The sequence below is a fragment of the Xanthomonas translucens pv. cerealis genome, from assembly GCF_006838285.1.
In the GTDB taxonomy this organism is placed as follows: Bacteria; Pseudomonadota; Gammaproteobacteria; order Xanthomonadales; family Xanthomonadaceae; genus Xanthomonas_A; species Xanthomonas_A cerealis.
The window spans coordinates 3873399-3895154 of the sequence record NZ_CP038228.1 but is presented as its reverse complement, the minus strand read 5'-3'; the positions used below and the strand labels follow the sequence as shown (position 1 = coordinate 3895154).

At 64.6% G+C, this 21756-nt stretch carries 16 protein-coding genes and 2 pseudogenes; 5 read left to right on the top strand and 13 right to left on the bottom strand.

The features are described from left to right. Positions 1 to 72: 72 nt before the first annotated feature. From E4A48_RS17225 to E4A48_RS17205, 5 genes are all read right to left on the bottom strand, one after another. Positions 73 to 483 (bottom strand): hypothetical protein, encoded by a 411-nt coding sequence (locus E4A48_RS17225; protein WP_039004797.1) that lies wholly within the window; start codon positions 481 to 483, stop codon positions 73 to 75. Between the two features lie 292 nt (positions 484 to 775). Beyond that, positions 776 to 1168, bottom strand: coding sequence for a hypothetical protein (locus E4A48_RS17220; protein WP_141696431.1), 393 nt, complete (start codon positions 1166 to 1168; stop codon positions 776 to 778). Positions 1169 to 1344: 176 nt separating this feature from the next. Further along, the gene (locus E4A48_RS17215) at positions 1345 to 1740 is read right to left on the bottom strand and encodes a VOC family protein (protein WP_039004796.1); all 396 of its coding nucleotides are present in this window, start codon (positions 1738 to 1740) and stop codon (positions 1345 to 1347) included. A gap of 205 nt (positions 1741 to 1945) precedes the next feature. Continuing rightward, positions 1946 to 2074 (bottom strand): hypothetical protein, encoded by a 129-nt coding sequence (locus E4A48_RS21290; RefSeq protein WP_256058138.1) that lies wholly within the window; start codon positions 2072 to 2074, stop codon positions 1946 to 1948. A 30-nt stretch (positions 2075 to 2104) separates the two neighbouring features. Further along, entirely contained in the window at positions 2105 to 2764 is a 660-nt protein-coding gene (locus E4A48_RS17205) for an epoxyqueuosine reductase QueH (protein WP_142742850.1), read from the bottom strand. A gap of 509 nt (positions 2765 to 3273) precedes the next feature. Here E4A48_RS17205 and E4A48_RS17200 point away from each other — a divergent pair. Continuing rightward, positions 3274 to 4659 carry a type III secretion system effector protein gene (locus E4A48_RS17200; protein WP_081044642.1) on the top strand — a complete coding sequence of 462 codons (1386 nt, stop codon included), beginning with the start codon at positions 3274 to 3276 and terminating at the stop codon, positions 4657 to 4659. A 758-nt stretch (positions 4660 to 5417) separates the two neighbouring features. On the opposite strand, the gene xopX is transcribed toward E4A48_RS17200, so the two are convergent. The 5 genes and pseudogenes from xopX to E4A48_RS17170 all read right to left on the bottom strand — a co-directional run. Beyond that, entirely contained in the window at positions 5418 to 7466 is a 2049-nt protein-coding gene (xopX, locus tag E4A48_RS17195) for a XopX family type III secretion system effector (RefSeq protein ID WP_409976346.1), read from the bottom strand. Between the two features lie 640 nt (positions 7467 to 8106). Beyond that, a complete protein-coding gene (locus tag E4A48_RS17190; RefSeq protein ID WP_058197121.1) occupies positions 8107 to 8460 on the bottom strand; it encodes a SymE family type I addiction module toxin in 354 nt (117 codons plus the stop codon). 106 nt (positions 8461 to 8566) lie between these two features. Next, a pseudogene (locus E4A48_RS21280) lies at positions 8567 to 8703 on the bottom strand (transposase); the annotation flags it as partial. Positions 8704 to 8778: 75 nt separating this feature from the next. Next, complete coding sequence (locus tag E4A48_RS21275; RefSeq protein ID WP_230812925.1) at positions 8779 to 9309, bottom strand: hypothetical protein; 531 nt, start codon at positions 9307 to 9309, stop codon at positions 8779 to 8781. 1119 nt (positions 9310 to 10428) lie between these two features. After that, positions 10429 to 11089: pseudogene (locus E4A48_RS17170) on the bottom strand (LamG-like jellyroll fold domain-containing protein); the annotation flags it as partial. Between the two features lie 174 nt (positions 11090 to 11263). On the opposite strand from E4A48_RS17170, the gene E4A48_RS17165 reads away from it, so the two are divergent. Continuing rightward, positions 11264 to 12286 (top strand): sugar kinase, encoded by a 1023-nt coding sequence (locus E4A48_RS17165; RefSeq protein ID WP_039004790.1) that lies wholly within the window; start codon positions 11264 to 11266, stop codon positions 12284 to 12286. Positions 12287 to 12452: 166 nt separating this feature from the next. Here E4A48_RS17165 and fabV read toward each other — a convergent pair whose 3' ends face one another. Together fabV and E4A48_RS17155 are read right to left on the bottom strand one after the other, a co-directional pair. Beyond that, positions 12453 to 13658 carry an enoyl-ACP reductase FabV gene (gene fabV / locus E4A48_RS17160; RefSeq protein ID WP_039004789.1) on the bottom strand — a complete coding sequence of 402 codons (1206 nt, stop codon included), beginning with the start codon at positions 13656 to 13658 and terminating at the stop codon, positions 12453 to 12455. Positions 13659 to 14062: 404 nt separating this feature from the next. Next, positions 14063 to 14647, bottom strand: coding sequence for a hypothetical protein (locus E4A48_RS17155; RefSeq protein WP_141696358.1), 585 nt, complete (start codon positions 14645 to 14647; stop codon positions 14063 to 14065). Between the two features lie 1319 nt (positions 14648 to 15966). On the opposite strand from E4A48_RS17155, the gene E4A48_RS17150 reads away from it, so the two are divergent. The 3 genes from E4A48_RS17150 (at position 15967) to lldD (ending at position 18712) form a co-directional block, all read left to right on the top strand. Then, positions 15967 to 16548, top strand: coding sequence for a methyltransferase family protein (locus tag E4A48_RS17150; RefSeq protein WP_080763310.1), 582 nt, complete (start codon positions 15967 to 15969; stop codon positions 16546 to 16548). A gap of 140 nt (positions 16549 to 16688) precedes the next feature. Next, entirely contained in the window at positions 16689 to 17555 is an 867-nt protein-coding gene (gene lldR, locus E4A48_RS17145; protein WP_142742849.1) for a transcriptional regulator LldR, read from the top strand. Continuing rightward, on the top strand, positions 17552 to 18712 hold the full coding sequence (gene lldD, locus E4A48_RS17140; RefSeq protein ID WP_142742848.1) for an FMN-dependent L-lactate dehydrogenase LldD: 1161 nt from the start codon (positions 17552 to 17554) through the stop codon (positions 18710 to 18712). Before lldR ends, lldD begins: the two co-directional genes overlap by 4 nt. A gap of 323 nt (positions 18713 to 19035) precedes the next feature. On the opposite strand, the gene ligD is transcribed toward lldD, so the two are convergent. Continuing rightward, on the bottom strand, positions 19036 to 21750 hold the full coding sequence (gene ligD / locus E4A48_RS17135) for a DNA ligase D (RefSeq protein WP_142742847.1): 2715 nt from the start codon (positions 21748 to 21750) through the stop codon (positions 19036 to 19038). Positions 21751 to 21756 lie beyond the last annotated feature (6 nt).

Genomic DNA, 21756 nt, shown 5'->3' with positions numbered 1-21756 from the left:
CGCATGCACGGGAAGCTCGCTCCTCGCCATCCGGCGGGCGTATGCTGCAGCCTCGCCGCGTGCGCCGACGCGTCAGTCGCTATCGATCCCGATCACCGTCAACCGCAGATTGGGGGAGTCTTCACCCCCTGCGGCCTCGGACAGCATGCCGGTGACGCGCACGATCTGCCCGGCACCTTCCTCTTCCAGGTGCGCCGCCTGGTCCTTGCTCAGCGCCAGGCGCAGGCGGCGCACATCCTCATGAGGCGGCGCCGGTCCTGAGGGCGAGGCCGCCACGCACACCGGCGTCGGCAACATCAGCACCTCGCCGCCAGCGTCGGCCGCAGCAGTTTCGCTGGCCGGCGCTGTCGTTGCGTGCCGCTCCAACTTGCCGGATAGCGTGACATTGATCGGGCCATATGGCAGGCAGTGCTTCTGCGCCCGCGCCAGCGGCGCGGCGCCGAACAGCAGCCAGGCAAGCAACGACACGGTGCGCAGCGACATTCGGTTTATCCGTGGACGGCAGAGGCAGGCAAGGATACGGGAGCTGCATGAACGCTGCGCGTTGCCGGGACGCGCTATTAACGATCTGCGCGAAGTTTGCAGACATGCGCGATCCAACCACGCTTGGCGCGCACTCGCACCAGTGCCCGCCTCGGAAATTCCGGGCGCACGCGCTACAGGCCCGGTCACCAGGACGCCAAGGGCCGTTGCCTGGCATCAATCGGCCAGCAACGGCGAACGTTTTTTACCACACGTGCGACAAAAAACATCGCTTGCCGATACGTCGTGGCCGTCAGGACAACGCTGCCGCAGCAGCGGGCGCGGGTTGCGGTATGCCGAATAGAAAATCGCGAAGGCTGCGCCATATGAAGACCAACCAATGCCCGGAGAATGCACGGATGACGGAAGCATCATTGACGTGTTTCAGATGATCATGCGATTGGTTGGTCGCGATGAACCAAAGGAAGTTCGCGAGGGCGCAAGCGGCTAGTCCGTATCCCGCATAGCGCACCCATGCCGGGCAACCGGACAATACCGTCTTCCAGTAGTCGCGTTGCGGTGTTCCGCGATTGGCGCGCATGGCCACCGGCACCGCAGGAATCCATACCACGAAGATGCCGATGTGCAGCGCCCATACCAGCGCGCCGCCGGGAACGTGAAATCCGAACAGGGAGGCGACGTGCACGCCGATGCTCAGCAGCAGCCCGGCCCCGCCAATGCCATGAACGGGAGAAGGAGGACTGCCATCATGTGCTCCTGATCGATGTCCTGCGGCCAGCTCGACCGCGCGAAGCAGCTTGGTCCGAACGCATGCCCGATGGTGAAATTGGTACCGCGAAGCAGCACCGGCACTGCAAGGCGTCAGGTCGCGATGACGCGGACCTGCACGACATTGCCTTCCGGATCATGGCCATCCAGGTGCAGTTGCTCGCGCCAGCGCCACGCCGACGCGAGCGGCTTGAAGGCGCCGCCACAGGACTCGGCGGCGGACCGGGCCTGCTCCAGGTTCTCCACCAGGAACGCGCATTTGATTGGCGTCTCGGTTCTGACGTGGAGCGGCGCAGGTGCGGGAGTTTGTGTCCTGTCGCCCGCCATGCGGACCACCGCTATTTCGTAGTGGGGATTTCCCACCACCACGAAAGCGTCGTCCTGTTCCACAAGCGCGAGCGAGAGCGTGTTCCTGTAGAACTCCGCAACCCGCTCGATGTTCCTGGCGTAGATCACGGTGAGAGCATGGACGGGATGGGAGATGCTCATGCAATCGGCTCCGGCTCGAAAGCTTGATTGGGCAGCGCCTGGCCGCACCGTGGGCAGAATCGCACAAATGCATCGTGCACATTGATCGACCAAGACGCATCCCCGCCCCTGAACATTTCCAACGCGAATCGGACCTCGGCGTCGGGATGCGTCGCAGCGGCGACCATGTGGATGCAGCGGTACTTGCTCAGCCGTGCGCGATGCGTCACGCGCTCGGGAAACTGCGCGTCCAGCCAGCTGGCGCTGCAACGCTGGCACGCAGCGCCCCCTCGATATGGGCCGTCGCCGCATACGTCGTCCGCTCGGGGAAATGCACTTCATCGACGGCGATCATCGCTTCCAGCGTCAGCTTGAGCGCGGCGCATCACGTCTCCGGCTCTTGCTCGCCGTAGAACTTCAAGCCCAGGCGGATGCGCTCGCGGCCCTGCGCGCGGCGGTGCCGGTTGCTGTCGCGCAGCGAATACACGCACCCGCAGTATTCCTGCTGATAGAAGTTCTCGCGCTTGCTGATCTCGATCATGCGCGCGCTTCCGCCGCCCTTGCGCCAGTTGTAGTCCCAGTACACCAGGCCCTGGTAGGGCGCTGCGGCGCGATGGCCGCAGTCGTTGATCTGCTGCATGTTCTTCCAGCGCGAGATGCCCAGCGAACTGGTCATCACCGCAAAGCCGTGCTCGTGCGCGTACAAGGCGGTGCGCTCGAAGCGCATGTCGAAGCACATCGTGCAACGGATGCCGCGCTCCGGCTCGTTCTCCATGCCCTTGGCGCGGGCGAACCAGTTGTCGGTGTCGTAGTCGGCATCGATGAAGGGCACGCCGTGCTTCTCGGCGAAGCGGATGTTCTCCTGCTTGCGCAGTTCGTATTCCTTCAGCGGGTGGATGTTGGGATTGTAGAAGAAGACCGTATAGGCGATCCCCGAGGCCACGAACGCCTCCATCAGCTCCCCGGAACATGGCGCGCAGCACGAGTGCAGCAGCAGGCGTTCGCCCCCGTTGGGCAAGGTCAGCGTCTCTGGCGATCGGTTCATCAGCTAGCTCCTGCGATGGTTCGGGCCGGCCGGGTTCCGTGCCCCGCCGACGATGTCACGGACCAGACGAACCTTGGCCCACGGCTGCGCCTGGGTCAACCCTGAAGCGGGCGCAGGCCCAAGTTCCGCAACCCGGTTCCGATGTTGCGCGAAGCGTTTGTTCGCTTATCCGTTTGCGATTGCGCCCAGCGGCGTGGCATCGCGCTCCTGTGCATTGGACCATTTCGCCATTGGTTGATGGACGCATCATGGACTTTCGTATCAATCGCCCGGCGGGAACCGTGGGTTCGCCGCCTCCTGTAAACAGCGATCGACAGCCGCAAAGCGCCCCTGTCGCTACGCCCCCCGCGCAAGGTGGCGACCCTCGGCTGGAGGGACTGCCGCCCCGCAGAAGCGCGACGGGTGGCGCGGCATTGCCTCCGCGCGAGCGCCTAACGCCGCCCGCAGCGAGTTCCGCGCCAATACTCCCTGCCGCATCGTCAGCGCACGCAGAGCGCACCGATCGGCGCATGTTCTCGATCGTCAGACAGCTGTCGTTCCTGTCGACCGACCGCGATGCGGGCAACGTTCCTGCAGCATCGGCTGTGTCGGGAAATGGCGTGGTTTTCTCTCGCTCGAAGCAAACGCTGGGCGGCAGCGACGTCGGCATGGTCGCGACCATCGACGGCCAGGAACATCTCGTCAAAACCGGAATCTCGCGCAGCCAGCTCGGTCAAGCGGTGACGTGTTGCCTGAACGGGCAGGTCGATCAGGCGAACAAACGCTTTGGCTATATCGCCGATGGCGCGGCCAGGCTCTTGAACACCGGCCCCAGGCAGGGGAACCAGAAGCAAGTACTGACGCAGGCGTTCCACACCTTTCTGCGCACGGAGAAGGGCAAGGAACTCGCGGAAAAAGCGAAGACGCATGCGTTGGACATCGCCGATGTCGGCGATATTCATTCAGCCCTTATTGAAGCAGAGCCTCAATTGAGGAATACGCTCGGTGTACCGGTGTTGTTCGACGTCATCAACGTGGCAGCAGGGCAGCAATTGGTCAACGCATTGCAAGGCACTTACCTGCCGAAGCAGCACATACCCGACTCGTCGCTGCTGGCCGTGCAGAACAATGCATTGATCGCGTCCCGGCTCATCGCCGATGCCAGGCCGCTGGATACGTTCCTGACCGAACCCTTTCTTCCTCCTGGCGTTTCGCTCAAGGACGCCAAGCGCGCCGCCGCGCTCCTCAAGGGCACGGCCGCCGCGGGCAGCGCGCAATCGGATGACCACGCGCGCGCGCAAGCGCTGATCGCGAAGATCAACGACCCCACCAATCTTGACGCGGGCAAGCAAGCGTTGAGGAAAACACTGGAGCAGAAGGGACTGGATGGTCTGTTCGTTTCGCTGCTGGCCAGATTCACCCTGGGCGAATCCTCCGATCTTGGCCCGGACAACATGCTGGTCGTGCCTGGCGAAGACGGCCGCAACAAGGCCGTGAGCATTGACGTCACCGGATTCCGCTATACCCGGCAGAACGACGTGCCGGCAGGGCCACGGGATCCGCCGCGGCATGGCTGGGGAAAGGTCATCGACACTCCCGCGCTCGCGCTGGATGTGCTGCTCGACGGTAGTGTGATGAGCAGCCGTTATGCGAAAGGTCTCGATGCAGTCCATGCGGCCGTCGTCGACTGCCTGCGCGACGCGCTGCGCCTGAAGGCCACGCCTGAAGCCGAAGCGGTAAAGCGCTGGTATGCCGCGCTCGATGTCGACGCTTCGACCGCGTCGCTGCTTGCGTTGCATCAAGGCTTGGGCGATATCGCCACAGCCCCATGGATGCCGGATGCCGGCTTGGTGAGCCAGGTATTGGAGCGCAATGCCGGCTTTATCAACGACATCGTGCAAAGAGCCCGGACATGATCGCGGCGAAGCTGCGGGGCGACGCAGCCTGAGGCGATCCGGTCGTCTTTCCGCCGCGATGCGCGCGTGGCCGATCCGCACGACAGCCGACCGACCAAGGCGCTGGCGCTGCGTGGCGATGCGGACCGGAGTTCGGCAACGCGCAGAGGTTCAGTCCCGTGGATCAAACAGCTGAGCGCCCTGGGCCTGGTCCGTCGTGACAGGAATCCGGCAGATCGCCGCCGAACCGTCGTCCGCCTCACGGCAGTAGGTCAAACTGATGCTATCGGCAAGGCCGGTGTTCGAAGCGGCTTACGTGTCGCCCATCGGCGACGCCGGCGCGGATCGCGACGCGGCGCTTTGGCGAATGCAACAGGAACTTCGCCGCGAGCCGTTCGCCAAGCCCTTGGCCGGCACGCCTGGTTGAGCATGCCGGCCGGCCCTTCAGGACAAAGAGGCCGGAGGAAAGATGAAACAGATGCTTCCTCTGGTCCTTTTGCCATGTTCCACGCACTGCGCCAGTTGTGGCCGGAGGCCAACGCTTCGTAACGTGAAAAAGTGGGGAAACCTCAGCCTCCGGCCCCTTTGTGGGACCCCGGTCGGTGGCGGACCATCGCCAGGAAAACCTCGGCCGTAAGCAGATCCTGCGAAATGGCGCGTTTTGATCGGAAGCGGTCGAGTGTTATGGCCACCCACATACGTGCCACGACAGCACCAGACCGCGCACCGAATCGGCGTTGCCGCGTTTGCGGCGACGGCATCGCACAGCACACAAGCACTCAGTCGGCTCGCGGCCGTTCCGTCCCGCTCACCGGCACCTGCGCCGGCGCAGCGGATTGGTCGTGGTCTTCGATCTCGGTGATGGTGACGCTGCTGCGTGGCGCCTGCGAACTGGCCTCTTGCAGGCTCCGCTCAACGATCTCGCCGACCATTGCTGCGTAAGCGTCCTGCTGCTCGGTGGACAGTCCTTCCACGTATCGTGCAGTGCCCTCTATATGCTCCTGCATTTCCTCAGGAGAGGCAGGTACGCATGTCGCCAGTTCGGTTCCGTCGGGGCCCTTGAATAGACGCATCAGGCCGCTTCCTGCCATGTTCATCGCTATTTCTGCGCCGCGGGCGATCGGACCCGGCATCGTCACCGCCATCAGCGACATGATGGCGCCGGCATAGAACTGCGCGTTGGGCGAGGACTCGATCAGGCTCTTGTCGGCGAACGTCTTGGACAATTTCTCTGCGCCCAGCGCAAGGGCGATGACCATGCTGCCGCCGCACATGCCCTTGAAACGCTCCATTGCGTCCTGCCGAGTGGCCTGCTTGTTCCATGCCGATTGCGCCATCACCGCGGTCACGATGCAGGTGTCGCTGAGCAGATTGATCGTACCCAACCGATCCGGCTGGACGAGGTAGATGGTCGAGCCGGTCACCGCGGTGGCCAGTAGCGTCAATGCCAACTTGGTGGAGAAATCCTGGTTGCGAATTTCGCGCGGCAGACTCGGTGTGTGGCTGCCATCGAGCTGCAGTACGCTGGCGAGCCGTTTGCTGCACGCGTCCAACGTTTCCAGCAGATGCGTGCATTGCATATTCATCGTTCTGGTGAGTTCCTTGCCTCCGTCCTGACCGACGAAGTTTTGCCGCGCCTGCTGAAAGGCGTCGCAGGAGGCGTCGATTTGTGCGCGGACTTGCAGCAGCTGGCCGCGCAGCGCTTCATTGATCTGGGCAGGCGTCAGGCGGGCGCGCAGTTGCTGCGCCTTTCCGGGCAGACCCAGCGCCTCCGTGGTGGCTGCACCCACGCGTGCGCCTTTGTCCAGCATGCTGTTGCCGAGTTTGCTGAGGCTGCTCCACAGGAAGGGGGTCAGCATGATGGCCGTGAAGGTCACCGCAAGGCCCGCTCCATACGCCATATCTTTGCTGACCGCCTCGGCTTGCTCGCGCGTCGCATGGATTTTCTTCGGAACTTCGGTGGAGAGGAACAGCGTGTTGATCAGCGCGTTGTAGAGATGCATTTCGTTGGCCTCGCGACCCAGCTGACCTCCTCCGATGAGCGGAAAGGGATAGCCGTCGGCGCTGGGGCGCAACGCCGAGGCGGACATCGCGAGAACGCCCTTGGTGGCAGTGGACATCGTGAAGGCGAAGGTTTTTGCCTGCTTGCCCATCAGCGGGCTGGGAACCACGATCGGCCAGAAATTGATGAGATTGGCGATCGACTTCCATACGCGTGAGGTGACCGGTGTGGCGTGATCGAGCGGCTCCAGGGCTTGCAGTACCGCATTGATGTCGCCCATCAACTGCTTGCCCTGATGTGTTCCCAGCACTTCTGGACCTTCGATGAGCTTGGCGAGCTCGCGCATTTGCTGTCGACAGGACGACAAGGTATGCGGCGCCATTTGTTCCGGATCTTCGCCTTTCATGACCGCCAGGAACGCCGGATCGTCCGCATGCATCTGCAGCATCGTGCGCAGGTCGGAGAGCGACCAGAGATTGGATGCGGCTGTCGATACCGCAGAGGACGCTCGCTGAACACCGCTTGCCAGCGCAGCGCTCGCGCGCGTGACGAGCGTGGCCTTCGCGGAGGCGTCGGCGGTGCCTTCTGGCGAGGGCGGGTGCGACTCAAGCGAGGGGGTATGGGCCGCAGAGGAACGCCCGGAGGCGACGGTCGATGCGCTGGAGCGGCTGCGCGGGGGGAGCGCCAGCAAGGCCGGGTCGACCGGCGTTGCTGCTGGCGAAGCTGCCGACGATGAGGGGGATTCCATTGTCACGACAGCTTCGTTTTCCGAAAGCACGGCGTGCGTAGGGCTTGAAGAAGAGGGGCCTGGGGCCTGTGGTTTCATTTGGTCACCATCAATGGTCGGGGGGGGGGGGGGGGAGATGCCAGCCGCAGGTCTGGCTGGTTTAGGTAATGTGAACAAACATGTGCGGCCGGTCTTACGTGGCGCGAAATAGTGTGTTGCCAGCAGAACCTTGAGGCGCACTGTCATTGCGTTGCCATTGTTTTGTGGGTAAGAGATCCGGCGACAGCCAACCGCGTGTCTATGAGCGCGAAGGGCCAGGACTGAGCCGGCGGACCGGCGGCTACGCGCGCCAGTTCAAGCGGGTGCGGCGGGTGCTGTGTCGGCAATGCAACGTGCTGGGGCGAGCCAAGCGGTTCTGGTACCAGCGCCCCGGAGGCGGAGTGCATCGGCAACGAAGCGGCCGGAGCCCGAGGCTTCCCCGGATTTAGTTCTTACCAATCAACAATTTGTAGCTGGCTGCGTTTGCAAGAGCGCGCATGGCGCGATCTTCGTGGTTACCACAGCAATGAGGCTGGGCAGGTGGTGGTGCTCTATCGTCGGCGGATGCCGATCGCACTCATATTCAGCGATTTCAAACGCATAGTTCCTCTGGCCCCTTTACAGCAAGCAACCTCCTGGGCAAGACGGCGGGTACTGCTGCCCGCACTCATGGGTTGCCGCCGATACGCGGTTAGCCGACTCAGTCCGCTTTGACCAGGCTCACCACCAGTTCGCCGTCGCGCTCGCACACGTGCAAGGTCTGGGAGATGGCGAAGCCCAGTTCCTCCATCCAGCGGCCGCACAGGCGCAGCGGCGGCACGGTCTGGCCGCTGGCGGCCTGGTGGATGCGGCCGACGGTGCAGCGCTGCGGCGGACGCGTGCGGCGTGGTGGGCGTTGTTGGCGCGCCAGCTCGGCGGCGTCGGCCGCGGCGATCTGCTCGGGCGTCAGCATGGGGATCAGCTCGGACTCGACGATGGTCCAGTTCGGGCAGCAGGTTGCCTTGCGCGTGGCATGCTTGCGCGCAGGGGCGGGACGGGATGACGGTTGACGCATGGCACAGCCTCCTTGTCGGACAGGAACCCGCCGCCGACCGGGACGGGATGTCGGAAGGTTAGAAACCGCTAACAGACGGCGGGGTGAGGCTGTCGTCGAAGGCCTGACCGTAGCGATGCGATTTCAGATCGCGGAACCGCAACTCGATCTGCATCCGCCGACGATAGATTGCCACCACCTGTCCGGCGTTGCCTCAGCCATCTGCCTGCAGACCATCAGCAGCCAGGGTTCGGCCTCGCGCTGATAAGAACTAAAGTCGGAGAAACCTCAGACTCTGACTCCCATTTTTATGCTTTCTGCATGAGCTTGAATGAATTGTTAGGCCTTTGGATTTTTGTGCTTCTCGTTGTAATAATTGAGCATGGCATCGAATCTAGTTAATGGCCCAGAGAACTTTTCCTTAAATTCGCGAATGTAGTCTGCAATGTCTTGATGATAAAGGTCAATGAAATCTTGGGCGATGACCTGATTTTTATAGAACTTCTGGCACCCGTCGTTGTATGCATTAAGTAGTCGCTCGACCATGCTATCGAATACCTGCTGCTTTATAACGAGTTCGTCTTTCTGATCTTTAGTTGGTGACCTCTTTGCCTTCAGGAGAGCAAGCTGCATCGCGGTCGATTCAACTTGAGCCTTTGCTGCATCAATGTTGCTCTTGATCCCCTGAAGAGCTATTTGTTTAAGATTTTCGGTGGACGAGAGCTTTGCCTTATAAGCAGTGAAAATACTTGTAGCCACCGCCACAACTGAAATTAAAACGGGAATCCAGAATTGGGACTCTTTCCCTTCAAGTGCTGCGACTCTAAGTGAAAGTTGTTGGACTAGTACAACTACGAGCGGACCACTCATTTTAATTCCCCGTAGTGCTGGATCTGATTATCTGGATCAACTTGATAAGTTCGCTCGAATCCTTAGACTCGAGGACAATCGAGAGTTCATCCGGAGTCATTTTCTCTGGAAGAAGTACTGACTCAATATTATTGACAAGATCATTCTTGTCAAAGTCAGTTAATGAATCTCCAGATTGTGTATATTTGAGCTCATTGATTCTCTGAGCGATTTCGCTCGCAGCGCTAGGGTTATCGCTATTCAAGAGCAGATAGTTTGCATACTCGGTAGCAAGCGAAATTATGGTTGCCATAAATATCTCCAGAAAGGCCTAACCACTATTGGATGTCTAAACGCGGCATAATACGATTCTCGCCGAGTTGTTGACCACCGTCAATGCGGCCAGGGTCCGTATGTACCTCGCATTTTCAGGCATTGTCAGCTTCCCGCCTGGCGTCACGTCGCATTTTTTGCGTGCTCAACGCCCCATTAGCGGTATAACGAAGAAGCTGGGGAAACCGGCGCTGTGTCTTTTCCGAGCCTTCACCGCACCGCCAGCGTGTTGTTGAAAACCGTGGGTCAAAATGCAGCTCTACGATGCCGGGCACCAGGGAAAAGCAAACTTCAGCCATTTGCTCTACCAAAGTTGCCGTCCGCGCCATCAAATTCGTAAATTATAAAAACTAAGACTTATGCCGACGGTATTGATTGTTGGTGCTCGGACTACGGCAGCTGCCGCCCTTGTGCGAAGAACCATGGCCCGACATGTCGTGATCGCCGTGGCTGGATGTGTGGTGTGCGCCGGACGCGCGTACCCGCGCATCCACGGATGTGGCGGACAAAAGCATGGCAAATCCGGCTAGCGCCGTAACGATCGAAACTTTCATGAACATCGATTCCCCTCGATAACATGTCGAGTTCTGGCTTTGCTCTCGCTTACTGATTGTGCGCGCCGCATACCGCAAGCAGGCGCAACCGTTTAATAAAGTCCGAAGTCCCTTACCAGACGGACGGCCCTGTTGTAGCACGACGCAACGCGGCGCGTGGAGACAAATGTAAATCCTGTCCTGGAACCGTTTTCCTTGCGGCGACTGCTCCATTATCGGAGGAGTCGCCGCTGGGTTAGTTATGCCCTGCTTATCAGGGCAACTCCATCGCGTTATTGCGCTGCGTCACCTCGTCCACTTCGCCATCGGTAGCGATCCGCAACCGCATGCCTTTGCTGTTGCCAGCAGCCGGAAACGCCAAGCGCACGTTCGCAGTCTTTGCCTCCAAATCCCGCGCCCCCCCAACGCAGCAAACTCCGCCCGCGCCACTTCCCGGCTACGCGTCTTCCAGCACCAAGAATCCCGCCGGGGTATCCGCATGCCCAAGGCGATGCACAGTGACCTCGATGGCATCGGCGCTCACCCGCACATCGCCACGTCCAATCCCAAGATCCGGCCGCTGTTCGACAGGCACCGCGGCAGGCGCGACCAGTTCCAACTCCATCACCACCGTTTTGCCGGCAGGAAATTCCACCTCCACCGCCCCCCTCTTCTCGAACGCGAAGGCGCGCGTGGTGGCCTTGCCGTCGATGCGCCCGTCGCCATCGCGATCCACGCCCGAGTGTATGCGCCACTGCCCGGCGGCGACGTTCCAGTCGGTCATCTGCGCTCGCTGCAGCATGCCGCCGAGGTTGTGGCCGATGACGGTGAAGCGGTCGCTGGCGCGGTTTGGGCAGCAGCAGGGCGACCTGCACGGCGCCTTCGGGGTCGGCGAAGCGCCAGCTGACGGTGTGGCCCGGGTAGGTCTGGTTGCGCTACAGAAAACGCGGCGCAGTTGCGGGCTTTCGGCACAAAGCCCTGCCTGGCCTGGCGCAACCGCTGCGACGCTGACTATCGCAAAAAAAATGACACCGGTGGTTATAAAACTTGGCTGTGGCCGCCGTTCCCGGCATGCTTTCCCCCCTTCGACCGATCAGGATCTTCCTGCCATGACCACATCCCGCATCGTCTGCTTCGGCGAACTGTTGCTGCGCCTGGGCGCCCCCGGTCACGAGCGCCTGCTGCAGTCGCCCCGGCTGGACGTGCACGTCGGCGGCGCCGAGGCCAACGTCGGCGTGTCGCTGGCGCATTTCGGCCACGACGTGGCGATGGTCAGCGTGCTGCCGGACAACCCGCTGGGCGAAGCGGCGGCCGGCGAACTGCGCCGGCACGGCGTGGACACCCGTGGCGTGCGCTTCGTGCCCGGGCGCATGGGCCTGTACTTCCTGACCACCGGCGCCGGACACCGCCCCAGCGAAGTCACCTACGACCGCGCCGGCTCGGCCTTCGCGCTGGCCCAGGCGGACGCCCACGACTGGCCAGCGCTGCTGCGCGGCGCCCAGTGGCTGCACCTGTCCGGGGTGACCCCGGCGCTGGGCGAACGCGGCGCGGCCGCGGCGCTGGCGGCGGCACGCAGCGCGCGCGCGCTCGGCGTGCGCGTGTCGTTCGACGGCAACTACCGGCCCAAGCTGTGGGAAGCCTGGAACGGCGACGCGCCGGGCATCCTGCGCCAGCTGCTGGCGCAGGCCGACGTGCTGTTCGCCGACTACCGCGACCTGGGCGTGGTGCTGGGCCACCAGTATCCGCAGGACAGCGCGCAGGCGCGGGTGGAAGCCGGTGCGCGCGACGCCTTCGCCGCGTTCCCGCAGCTGCAGGCGATGGCCTGCACCCAGCGCGTGGCGCACAGCGTGGACCACCACAGCCTGGGCGCGCTGCTGCTGCGCCGCGACGGCAGCGTGGCGCAGGCCCCGGCCGAGGAACTCACCGGCATCGTCGACCGCATCGGCGGCGGCGACGCGTTCGCCGCGGGCGTGCTGCACGGCCTGAGCCAGGGCTGGGACGACACCGCCACGATCCGCTTCGGCCTGGCCGCCGGCTGCCTGAAGCACTCGGTGCCGGGCGACTTCCAACCGCTGAGCGAAGCCGACGTGCAGGCCTGCGTGGGGACGTCGCGGTTCGATGTGAAGCGGTGAAGGCCGGGAATCGGGAATGGGGAATGCGCAGGAGCGCTGATTGCGGCGTTTTTGCGCGCGGCCCTGCGTTGCTGGCGATACGTGTTGTTGTCGCGGCTGAAGCCGCGACAGGCGCTCACAGAAAACGGCCGGCATCGCTGCCGGCCGTATCCCGAATCCCGGCTGCTTACAGCTCGATGCAATCGAACTGCACGTCCGGATTCACGTCGGCGTCGTAGTCCACGTCGTTGCGCTCGAAGCCGAACAGCTTGAGGAATTCGTGCTTGTAGCCGGCGTAGTCGGTGAGCTGGAACAGGTTCTCGGTGGTGACCTGCGGCCATAACGCCTTGCACGCGTCCTGCACGTCGTCACGCAGTTCCCAGTCGTCCAGGCGCAGCCGGTTCTGCTCGTCGGTGGCCGGCGCCTGGCCGTCTGCGCGGTACATGCGCTCGCGGAACAAGCGGTCGAGCTGGTCGATGGTGCCTTCGTGCAGGCCCTTTTCCTTCATGATCTTGTAGACCATGGAAATGTACAGCGGCATTACCGGGATCGCCGCGCTGGCCTGGGTCACCACCGACTTGAGCACCGCCACGTTGGCGCTGCCGCCGCTTTGCTGCAGGCGCGCGTGCAGGCGCTGCGCGGTCTGGTCCAGGTCCACCTTGGCCTTGCCCAGCGCGCCATGCCAGTAGATCGGCCAAGTGATCTCGGTGCCGATGTAGCTGAAGGCCACGCTGCGCGCGCCCGGCGCGAGCACGCCGGCGGCGGCCAGCGCGTCGATCCACAGTTCCCAGTCCTGGCCGCCCATCACGGTGACGGTGTCTTCGATCTCCTGCTCGGTGGCCGGCTCGATCGAGGCCTGGATGATCGCGTCCTTGTTGGTGTCGATCGCGGTGGCGGTGTAGGTCTGGCCGATCGGCTTGAGCGCCGAGCGCTTCACCTCGCCGGTGCCGGGCAGCTTGCGCACCGGCGAGGCCAGCGAATACACCACCAGATCGACCTGGCCGCCCATCTCGGTCTTGATGAGGTCGATCACCTGCGCGCGCGCCTCGTCGGAGAACGCGTCGCCGTTGATCGACTTGCTGTACAGGCCCGCGGCCTTGGCATGCGTGTCGAACGCGGCCGCGTTGTACCAGCCGGCGGTGCCGGCCTTCTTGTCGCTGCCGGGCTTTTCGAAGAACACGCCCAGGGTGTCGGCGCCGAAGCCGAACGCGGCGGTGATACGCGAGGCCAGGCCGTAGCCGCTTGAGGCGCCGAGCACCAGCACCTTCTTCGGCCCGTCGCTGCGCACGCCGCGCGCGCGCGTGGCGGCGATCTGCTCGAGCACGTTGCGCTCGCAGCCGAATGGATGCGTGGTGGTGCAGATGAAACCGCGAACTTTGGGATGGATGATCAACGCCTACTCCTCGTCAACAAGATGCTGGCGGCATCTTAGGGCCTGGCAGCGTCATTGGGGAGGCCGCGGCGGGGCTGGGAGACGGTTATGGCGGGAGCGATGGGCTGGCGTTGACGGACACACAGCCGCATCGTCGCCGACATGAACGGCGCTGGCTTGCGTGCCGCGCATGCGCCAGCCAGAGCAGGGCATCCCGTGTAATGCAGGCGCGGCACACCGCTACGGCAGCGCGTTAGACCGGCGAAACCCTTGTCGCCACGGTAACGACATGCGACCAACATCGCGTGCCGTCCCCCGCCGTGTTGGTTTCAGGGCATCCAGCTCGCTTGCAAGGATACGACCGGTACCGGAGGTCGCTTCGTCGCGAACGGATCACGAAGGTGCAAACAAGGCGTTGATCACCGCTAGCGCCGGTCACTTGGTATATAGGCAACCAGAGTTTCGATCAATGCCTTGGCATTCCCGCTGTTTCTATATGCGTGATACACCGCTGCATGGCTCACTTGTTTGTCAGCTTGAATATCTTGGAGTAGGTCAATCACCCCCAGCCTCTGCCATTCAGTAATTCGAGGAGCGTCAATCTTACTCTCAAGGCCACATAATATGTTCATGGCTTCCGTCATAACTTCGTTACTGATTCCGGCCCGGGATCCATTCAGCATCGGCTCACTCGTCGCGCGCCGTGCTTGCGCTTCAACCCGCTGATGTTGGGCACCCGTTTTTTCATAATCACGGATGCATTTATCTACTATATGCGCCAGATCATCTCTAGAAATAGCGCTATTTTGGCCGGCAATTAGCTTGTCCGCGCGCGCAATACCATCTGCCGCCCTATCATAAGCACGCTGAAGCTCGCGATAGTATGGGAGGGCGGCAGATATCTTGTTAAATATTGCAACGAGATTTGGTTTTATCTCATTCCGAACCTGGTCAAGCCCCTCCTGCTCTACCCGCGATACATGTCGTGGCGGCGCGGGGCGGCTGGACAACTCTGCAAGGCGTGGGTCAGCGGATGCGGCGGGGGTTTCCCTCCGCGCACTCCTCCGCTCGGGTTCGTTTTCAGCCCGGCGGGAGCTCCCGGAAGCAGAAGAAGAACCGATTCCAAAAAACCGTCCAAATCTAGGCATTTTTTCCTCTTACTACTCAGTACTTATATTTAAAACTAGAACATGCGCGACATCCAATTTCCGGCGCGGAGCGAATCCGTGGCGCACCAATCGAACTCCACGCCAGCCTTGTGGGCGATCCCACGCCTCCGGTAGTGCATGTCGCCGGCGTCAACCAACATGACGCCGTGGTGTACAAAAAGCTGATCGATGCCGTGCTACCGGTGGTCGGCACGCTGCGATGCCGGCATAGTCCGGATATGCGTATTCGCACGCCGACGATCAGCCGTGCGCTCAGATAATGCGCCGTGTGATCGCCTTTAGCACCGCGCGGTTGCGGTTGCCGCGCGCATCCAGGATCGTGATCGGCTTCACGGTCACGTTGGTTTTGTTAGCTCCGATATGTCCGGGAATACCAAGCGCGGAAGCGGAGTGTTGCTCTGTATGGCACGCTCTTGCGTCGATGAAGCATCGGGGATCGCAGCGCGCGCAGGGGCGCGCGCAGGGAGCCCGTCTAATTGCGGGTCAGGGCATGCCGCTGGCGGTTCCAGGCGAGGATGCCTCTGCTCGGTACCGTGTTCGGGCGCGCGAGAACTTGAACTTGAAGAAGAACTGCTGCCCGTTACAAATTGTTTAGATCGGCGCATTCTTTTTTCTACTTTTTATCTGATATTCATAAAAATTTATAGTACACATTCCGTCTATTTTCGATTCGAATACCGAAAAGGTGTGGCGATAACCGAACTTCGCGCACGTCTCCGGGCCAAAGCACCGTTGCCGATTGGGTGGCCGCCGTCGTCCCTGCTCCGCTACAGCGACGGCGGCGCCTGGACCGATCGCACCTTGCAATGCAGCGTCGCCGCGCCGGCCGATGTCCGTTTGCAAACACGCGTGCTGCGCACCCTCGTCCGGCCGGTGCATGGACATGCAGGCACGCTGGCCGTACCGATGGAGCTTGGCGCCAGCCTGCCTGGCCTGCATGGACGCGCACTGCAGGCAAGATGCAGGCAGCGCGTGGCGGCAGCGATGAGTCGCATGCAAAAAAGACGTCCGGCAGGTCGCGGCGATGGCCAGCAGTCACTGTTCCCGCCACCGCATGGCGATCACAATGGCAGCATGCCATCGCCGCCGCGACCGCCAGTTCATCCGGCCTGCAGCGCGATGGCGTACACCGGCACTTCCCCCTCCAGGAGGCAACGACGATGTACCTGACCCTGCCACATCCCGATCTGTTGTTCATGCTGCTAGGTGCGAGCTGGGGCGTGTTCGAGATGCTGCTCGGCCACCGTCGACGCGCGGCCGATGGCGGCGCGCGCGACCAGGGCACGCTGCAGCTGCTATGGCGCGTACTGTTCGCGGCGCTGGTCTTGGGCATGCTGCTGTCCTTCCTCGGCGCATGGCGCTATGCGCCCGCGCTGCAGGAGCAGGCACGCTGGCTGGGCTGCGCGCTGCTGACCGGCGGCATTGGGTTGCGGCTGTGGGCGATCCGGGTGCTGGCGCACTGGTTCACCGTTGAGGTGACCATCCAGGACGACCACCGGCTGATCCGCCACGGGCCGTACCGCTATCTGCGCCATCCGTCCTATACCGGCACGCTGCTTGCGCTCTACGGGCTGGCGATCGGCTTGGGCGATGTGCTGTCGCTGCTGACGATCGTGCTGCCTGCGACCTGGGCGTTCCTGCGCCGCATCCGCGTGGAGGAAGCGGCGCTGACCCAGGCCTTTCCCCGCGAGTACCCGGAGTACGCCAAGCACAGCTGGCGGCTGCTGCCGTTCGTCTGGTGAGGGCGGCCGCCACCCGGGGGTGGCATGGTTTGTGGCGATTGGTATGACCAATATCCAGGGTGATCTCGTTGCCCGCGTTTGACTTGGCCGGATGTGCCGCGATCTAATGGCGTTCGGCGTTGCGCTAGGCAGCTTTTGGTATGACCAACTCATCCACGTCCGCGAAGGCCGGCACCCGCTCCCGGCCAGCGGCAGGCCAGCACGATCCTGCCAGCGCGGGAGCTGCGCCCGCGCTCGGCGGCGGCCGCCTCAGCGACCGCGTCGCCGCGCAATTGCGTGCGCTGATCGCACAGCACGGGCTGCAAGCGGACGCGCGCCTGCCGGCCGAGCGCACGCTGGCGCTGCAGCTGGGCGTGTCGCGCACCGCGTTGCGCGAGGCGATCGCCCAGCTCGCCAGCCAGGGCTTGCTGCGCGCTCGCGCCGGCGGCGGCACCTACGTGCAGCGTCCGCACACGCCCGAGGAGCAGGTGGTGGCGCCGCTGCAGCCGTTCCTGCCGCTGCTGCAGGGCGATCCGGCGTACCGCTTCGACGTGCTGGAGACCCGCCATGCGCTGGAAGGCGCCACCGCCTGGCACGCCGCGCTGCGCGCCACCGACGCCGACCGCGCGCGCATCGCCGCCGCATTCGAGGCGATGCTGCAGGCACATACGCAGGGCGATGCAGCGGCCGAGGCGCGCGCCGACGCCGACTTCCACCTGGCCATCGCCGAGGCCGCGCACAACCGCGTGCTGCTGCAGGTGATGCGCGGCCTGTTCGACCTGCTGCACACCAACATCTCGCAGAGCCGGCACGCGCTGTTCCAGTCGCCGCGCACTTTCGCCCCGCTGCTGACGCAGCACCGCGGGCTGCGCGACGCGATCCTGGCCGGCGAGCCCGAACGGGCACGCGACGCCGCGCATGCGCACCTGGCCTTTGTGCACACCGCGTTGCGCAGTCTCGACGACGACGAAGCGCGCCGCGCGCGCGCCGCGCGCCTGCCCTCCTCTCCCGACGACCCGCGCCGATGATCATTTCCGCCGCTTCCGATTACCGCGCAGCCGCCCAAGCGCGGCTGCCGCCGTTCCTGTTCCACTACATCGACGGCGGCGCCTACGCCGAGCACACGCTGCGGCGCAACGTCGCAGACCTGGCCGACATCGCACTGCGCCAGCGGGTGCTGCGCGACATGGCCGAGCTGAATCTGGAGACCGAGCTGTTCGGCGAGCGCCTGGCGCTGCCGCTGGCGCTGGCCCCAGTCGGGCTGACCGGCATGTACGCGCGCCGCGGCGAGGTGCAGGCCGCGCGTGCGGCGGCGGCCAAGGGCGTGCCGTTCACCCTGTCCACGGTGTCGGTGTGCCCGATCGAGGAAGTGGCGCCGGCGATCGGCCGGCCGATGTGGTTCCAGCTGTACGTGCTCAAGGACCGCGGCTTCATGCGCAACGCGCTGGAGCGGGCCAGGGCCGCGGGCGTGACCACGTTGGTGTTCACCGTGGACATGCCCACGCCCGGCGCGCGCTACCGCGATGCGCACTCGGGCATGAGCGGGCCGAACGCGCCGTTGCGGCGCATGCTGCAGGCCGCGACCCATCCGCGCTGGGCCTGGGACGTGGGCCTGCTCGGGCGCCCGCACGACCTGGGCAACATCTCCGCCTACCGCGGCAGCCCGACCGGGCTGGCGGATTACATCGGCTGGCTCGGCGCGAACTTCGACCCGTCGATTGCGTGGAAGGACCTGGAATGGATCCGCGAGTTCTGGACGGGGCCGATGGTGATCAAGGGCATCCTCGACCCCGACGATGCGCGCGACGCGGTGCGCTTCGGCGCCGACGGCATCGTGGTCTCCAACCATGGCGGGCGCCAGCTCGACGGCGTGCTATCCAGCGCGCGCGCACTGCCGGCGATCGCCGACGCGGTGAAGGGCGAACTGAAGATCCTGGCCGACTCCGGCATCCGCAGTGGCCTGGACGTGGTGCGCATGCTAGCGCTCGGTGCCGACGCGGTGCTGCTCGGCCGCGCCTTCGTGTATGCGCTGGCCGCGGCCGGCCAGGCCGGGGTGGAGAACCTGCTGACCCTGGTGGAGAAGGAAATGCGGGTGGCGATGACGCTGACCGGGGCCAGGTCGATCGCGGCGATCTCGCGCGATTCGCTGGCGCGGGTCACCCGCGAATCCGCTGTGTCGCCGTAAGTGGCGTAGTGGGCGCGGCAGCGGTTGCGGTTGCGGTTGCCGCCTACGCGAGCATCGCGCTAGTGGCTGCACCGTGGATGGCGGCACTGGCACATTCACTGCTCGCGGCACTGCGGTGACTGCGCTCGTGTGTAGAGGTCGATGCCAACGGCTGGACCCAGGCTCCGTTCGTCGCGGCTGAAGCCGCTCCTGCAAGGAGCTGCGTCTGTTGCGCGGTCAGCGCCTGGATCCAGTGTGGGAGCGACTTCAGCCGCGACGCGATACGCCAGCAGGTGCGGGAAAAAACGACAAAGGGAAGCCGCAATCCGCGGCCGCCCGCCGGCTCAGCTCCCAGGCAACCGCTGCTCTAGCGTCGCCATCTCCTTCCACGGATGCTCGCGCAGGCGCGCGGCGCGTTGCAGCGCCTTGGCTAGCGGGAACGCTTGCGACGAGGCGATCCGCGCCAATTCCTCCCAGCGTAGCGGCACCGCCACGGCGGCGTGCGTGCGCGCGCGCAGCGACCACGAGCACACGCTGGTATTGCCGCGGCCGTTGCGCAGCCAATCGACGAAGATCACCCCGCTGCGCTTGGCCTTGCTCATCGTTGCCACGTAGCGCTCGGGCGCGGACGCGGTCAGCGCCTGGGCGAAGGCTTCGCAGAAATCGCGCGCCTGCTCCCAATCCGCAGCGGGCACGATCGGCACCACCACGTGCAGGCCCTTGCCGCCGGACAGGCGCACGAAACTCTCCAGCCCGGTCTCGCGCAGGCGGGTGCGGATCTCGCGCGCGGCGGCCTTGATCTGCGCCCAGCTCACGCCCTCGCCCGGGTCCAGGTCGAACACCAGCCGGTCGGGATGCTCGGGATCGTCCACGGTCGATCCCCAGGGATGCAGCTCCAGGGTGTTCATCTGCACCAGTTCCAGCAGGCCGGCGAGATCGTCGATGTACAGGTAGTCCTCGGTGCCGCTCTTCTGCTTCAGCGCGATCGCCTGCACGTGCTGGCCGAGCGCGCGGTTGTTGTGCTTCTGGAAGAAGCATTCGCCGCCGGCACCTTCGGGGCAGCGCAGCAGCGACAGCGGCCGCCCGGCGACCTCCTGCAGCAGCCATCGCGCGATGGCGCGGTAGTAATCGGCGACCTCGCCCTTGCTGATGCCGGCGCCCGGGTACACCACGCGCTCGGGGTGGGTGAGGACAACCGCTGCGGCCGCGGCATCGGTGCTGGCGGAGGAAGCGGCCTTCCGTGCCGCGGCGCTTGCGCGCGGCACAGGCTTGGCAGTCGCCGGCTTGCGCCTGGCGGCGCCGCTTTTCGCGGCAGCGCCGTTCGAGGCGCTGCGTTTCGCCAGCGTGGCCGACCCACGCGCGGCCGGCGCGGTCTTCTTCGCCGACGCCGCAGCGCGCGCCGCCACGGCATGGCTACCCTTGGCTGCCGCCGGTGGCAGCGCACGATCGCCGCCAAGATCCTGCAGCGGCTTGTCCTCGCGCAGGCGCTTGAACGCGGCCTGGCGCAACAAGCCTTCCTTGGCCCAGCCGCGGAAGGCGACTTCGGCCACCAACTGCGGCCGCACCCAGTGCACGCTGCGCCGCGGGAACGGCGCATGCGCGGGAAGGTCCACCGCCGCCTGCTCGCTGTGCAATGCCTGCAGCTGCGCAAGCAACCGCCGCAGGCCGGATTCGTCGAAACCGGTGCCGACACGGCCGACATAGCGCAACCCGTCAGCGCTGCGCTGCGCCAGCAGCAGCGAGCCGAAGCCGTTGCGCGCACCCTTGGGATCGGTGTAGCCGACGATGGCGAAATCGTCGCTGTTCTCGTGCTTGGTCTTGACCCAGTCGCCGCCGCGGCCGCCGTGATGGCGCGCGTCCGCGCGCTTGCTGACCACGCCCTCGTAGCCCTTCGCCGCCGCCGCGGCGAACACCTCCGAGCCATGGCCGAGCACGTGGTCGCTGTAGGCCAGCACGCCCGGCGCATCGCCCAGCAACGCGCGCAACAGGTGCTTGCGCTGCAGCAGCGGCATGTCGCGCAGGTCAACACCGGCCACGCCGAGCAGGTCGAACACCAGGTAGCGCAGCGGCTGCTTGGAGCTGCCGTCGATGACCCGTTGCAACGCTGAGAAATCGCTGCGGCCATCGGCATCGAGCACCACCAGCTCGCCGTCCAGCCGTGCCTCGTTCACCGGCAACGCCTGCACCGCGTGAGCGACCTCGGCAAAGGTCTCGGTCCAAGCCTGGTCGTTGCGCGAGCGCAGCGTCGCCTGGCCGGCGTCGAGATCGGCGAGCAGGCGATAGCCGTCCCATTTGATTTCATGCAGCCACTGCGCGCCGTCGGGCGCGCGCTCGCGCAGGGTGGTCAGCTGTGCACGCTCGCCTGGCGGACACGGACGATCGTGCGCGCCGTCCAGCGCCAACGCGCGCTTGCGCCAGGCTGCGTCGCTGCGCCGGGGCCGCGCTGCGGGTGTTGCGGCAGTTGCGGCGGGCGCTTGGCCGCGCGTGGGTTTTGCCTTGCTGGCCTTCGTCGCCTTGGCGGCGCGTTTCGGCGCGGCCGCCGGCGCATCCTGCAGCAGGTCGTCGGCCTCGCGATCGGCGGCGAACGCGTCGTCGCGCTTGATCAGCAGCCACTGCGGCTGCTTGCCGCGCAGCGCGGTGCGCACCAGTTTCCAGTTGCCGTTGAGGCGCTCTCCGTGCAGCACGAAATCCAACTTGCCGGCGGCGATCGCGGCCAGCGGTTCGCCGTCGCACGACCAGGTGCCGTGATCGAACACATCCACATGGCCGGCGCCGTAATGGCCCTCGGGAATGTCGCCGGCGAAACCGGCATAGGACAGCGGATGGTCTTCCACCTGCACCGCCAGCCGCTTTTCGCCGACCCGCAGCGACGGGCCCTTCGGCACCGCCCAACTCTTCAGTACGCCATCGGCTTCCAGGCGGAAATCGTAATGGCGCGAACTGGCATGGTGCAGCTGCACGACGAAGATCGGCCGCCGCGACGGCGCCGCGACGCTGTCGTCGGTCGGTTCCGGGGTCGCGCCGAAGCGGCGTTTGCGGACGTACTCGCGCAGCGTCATCGCGCC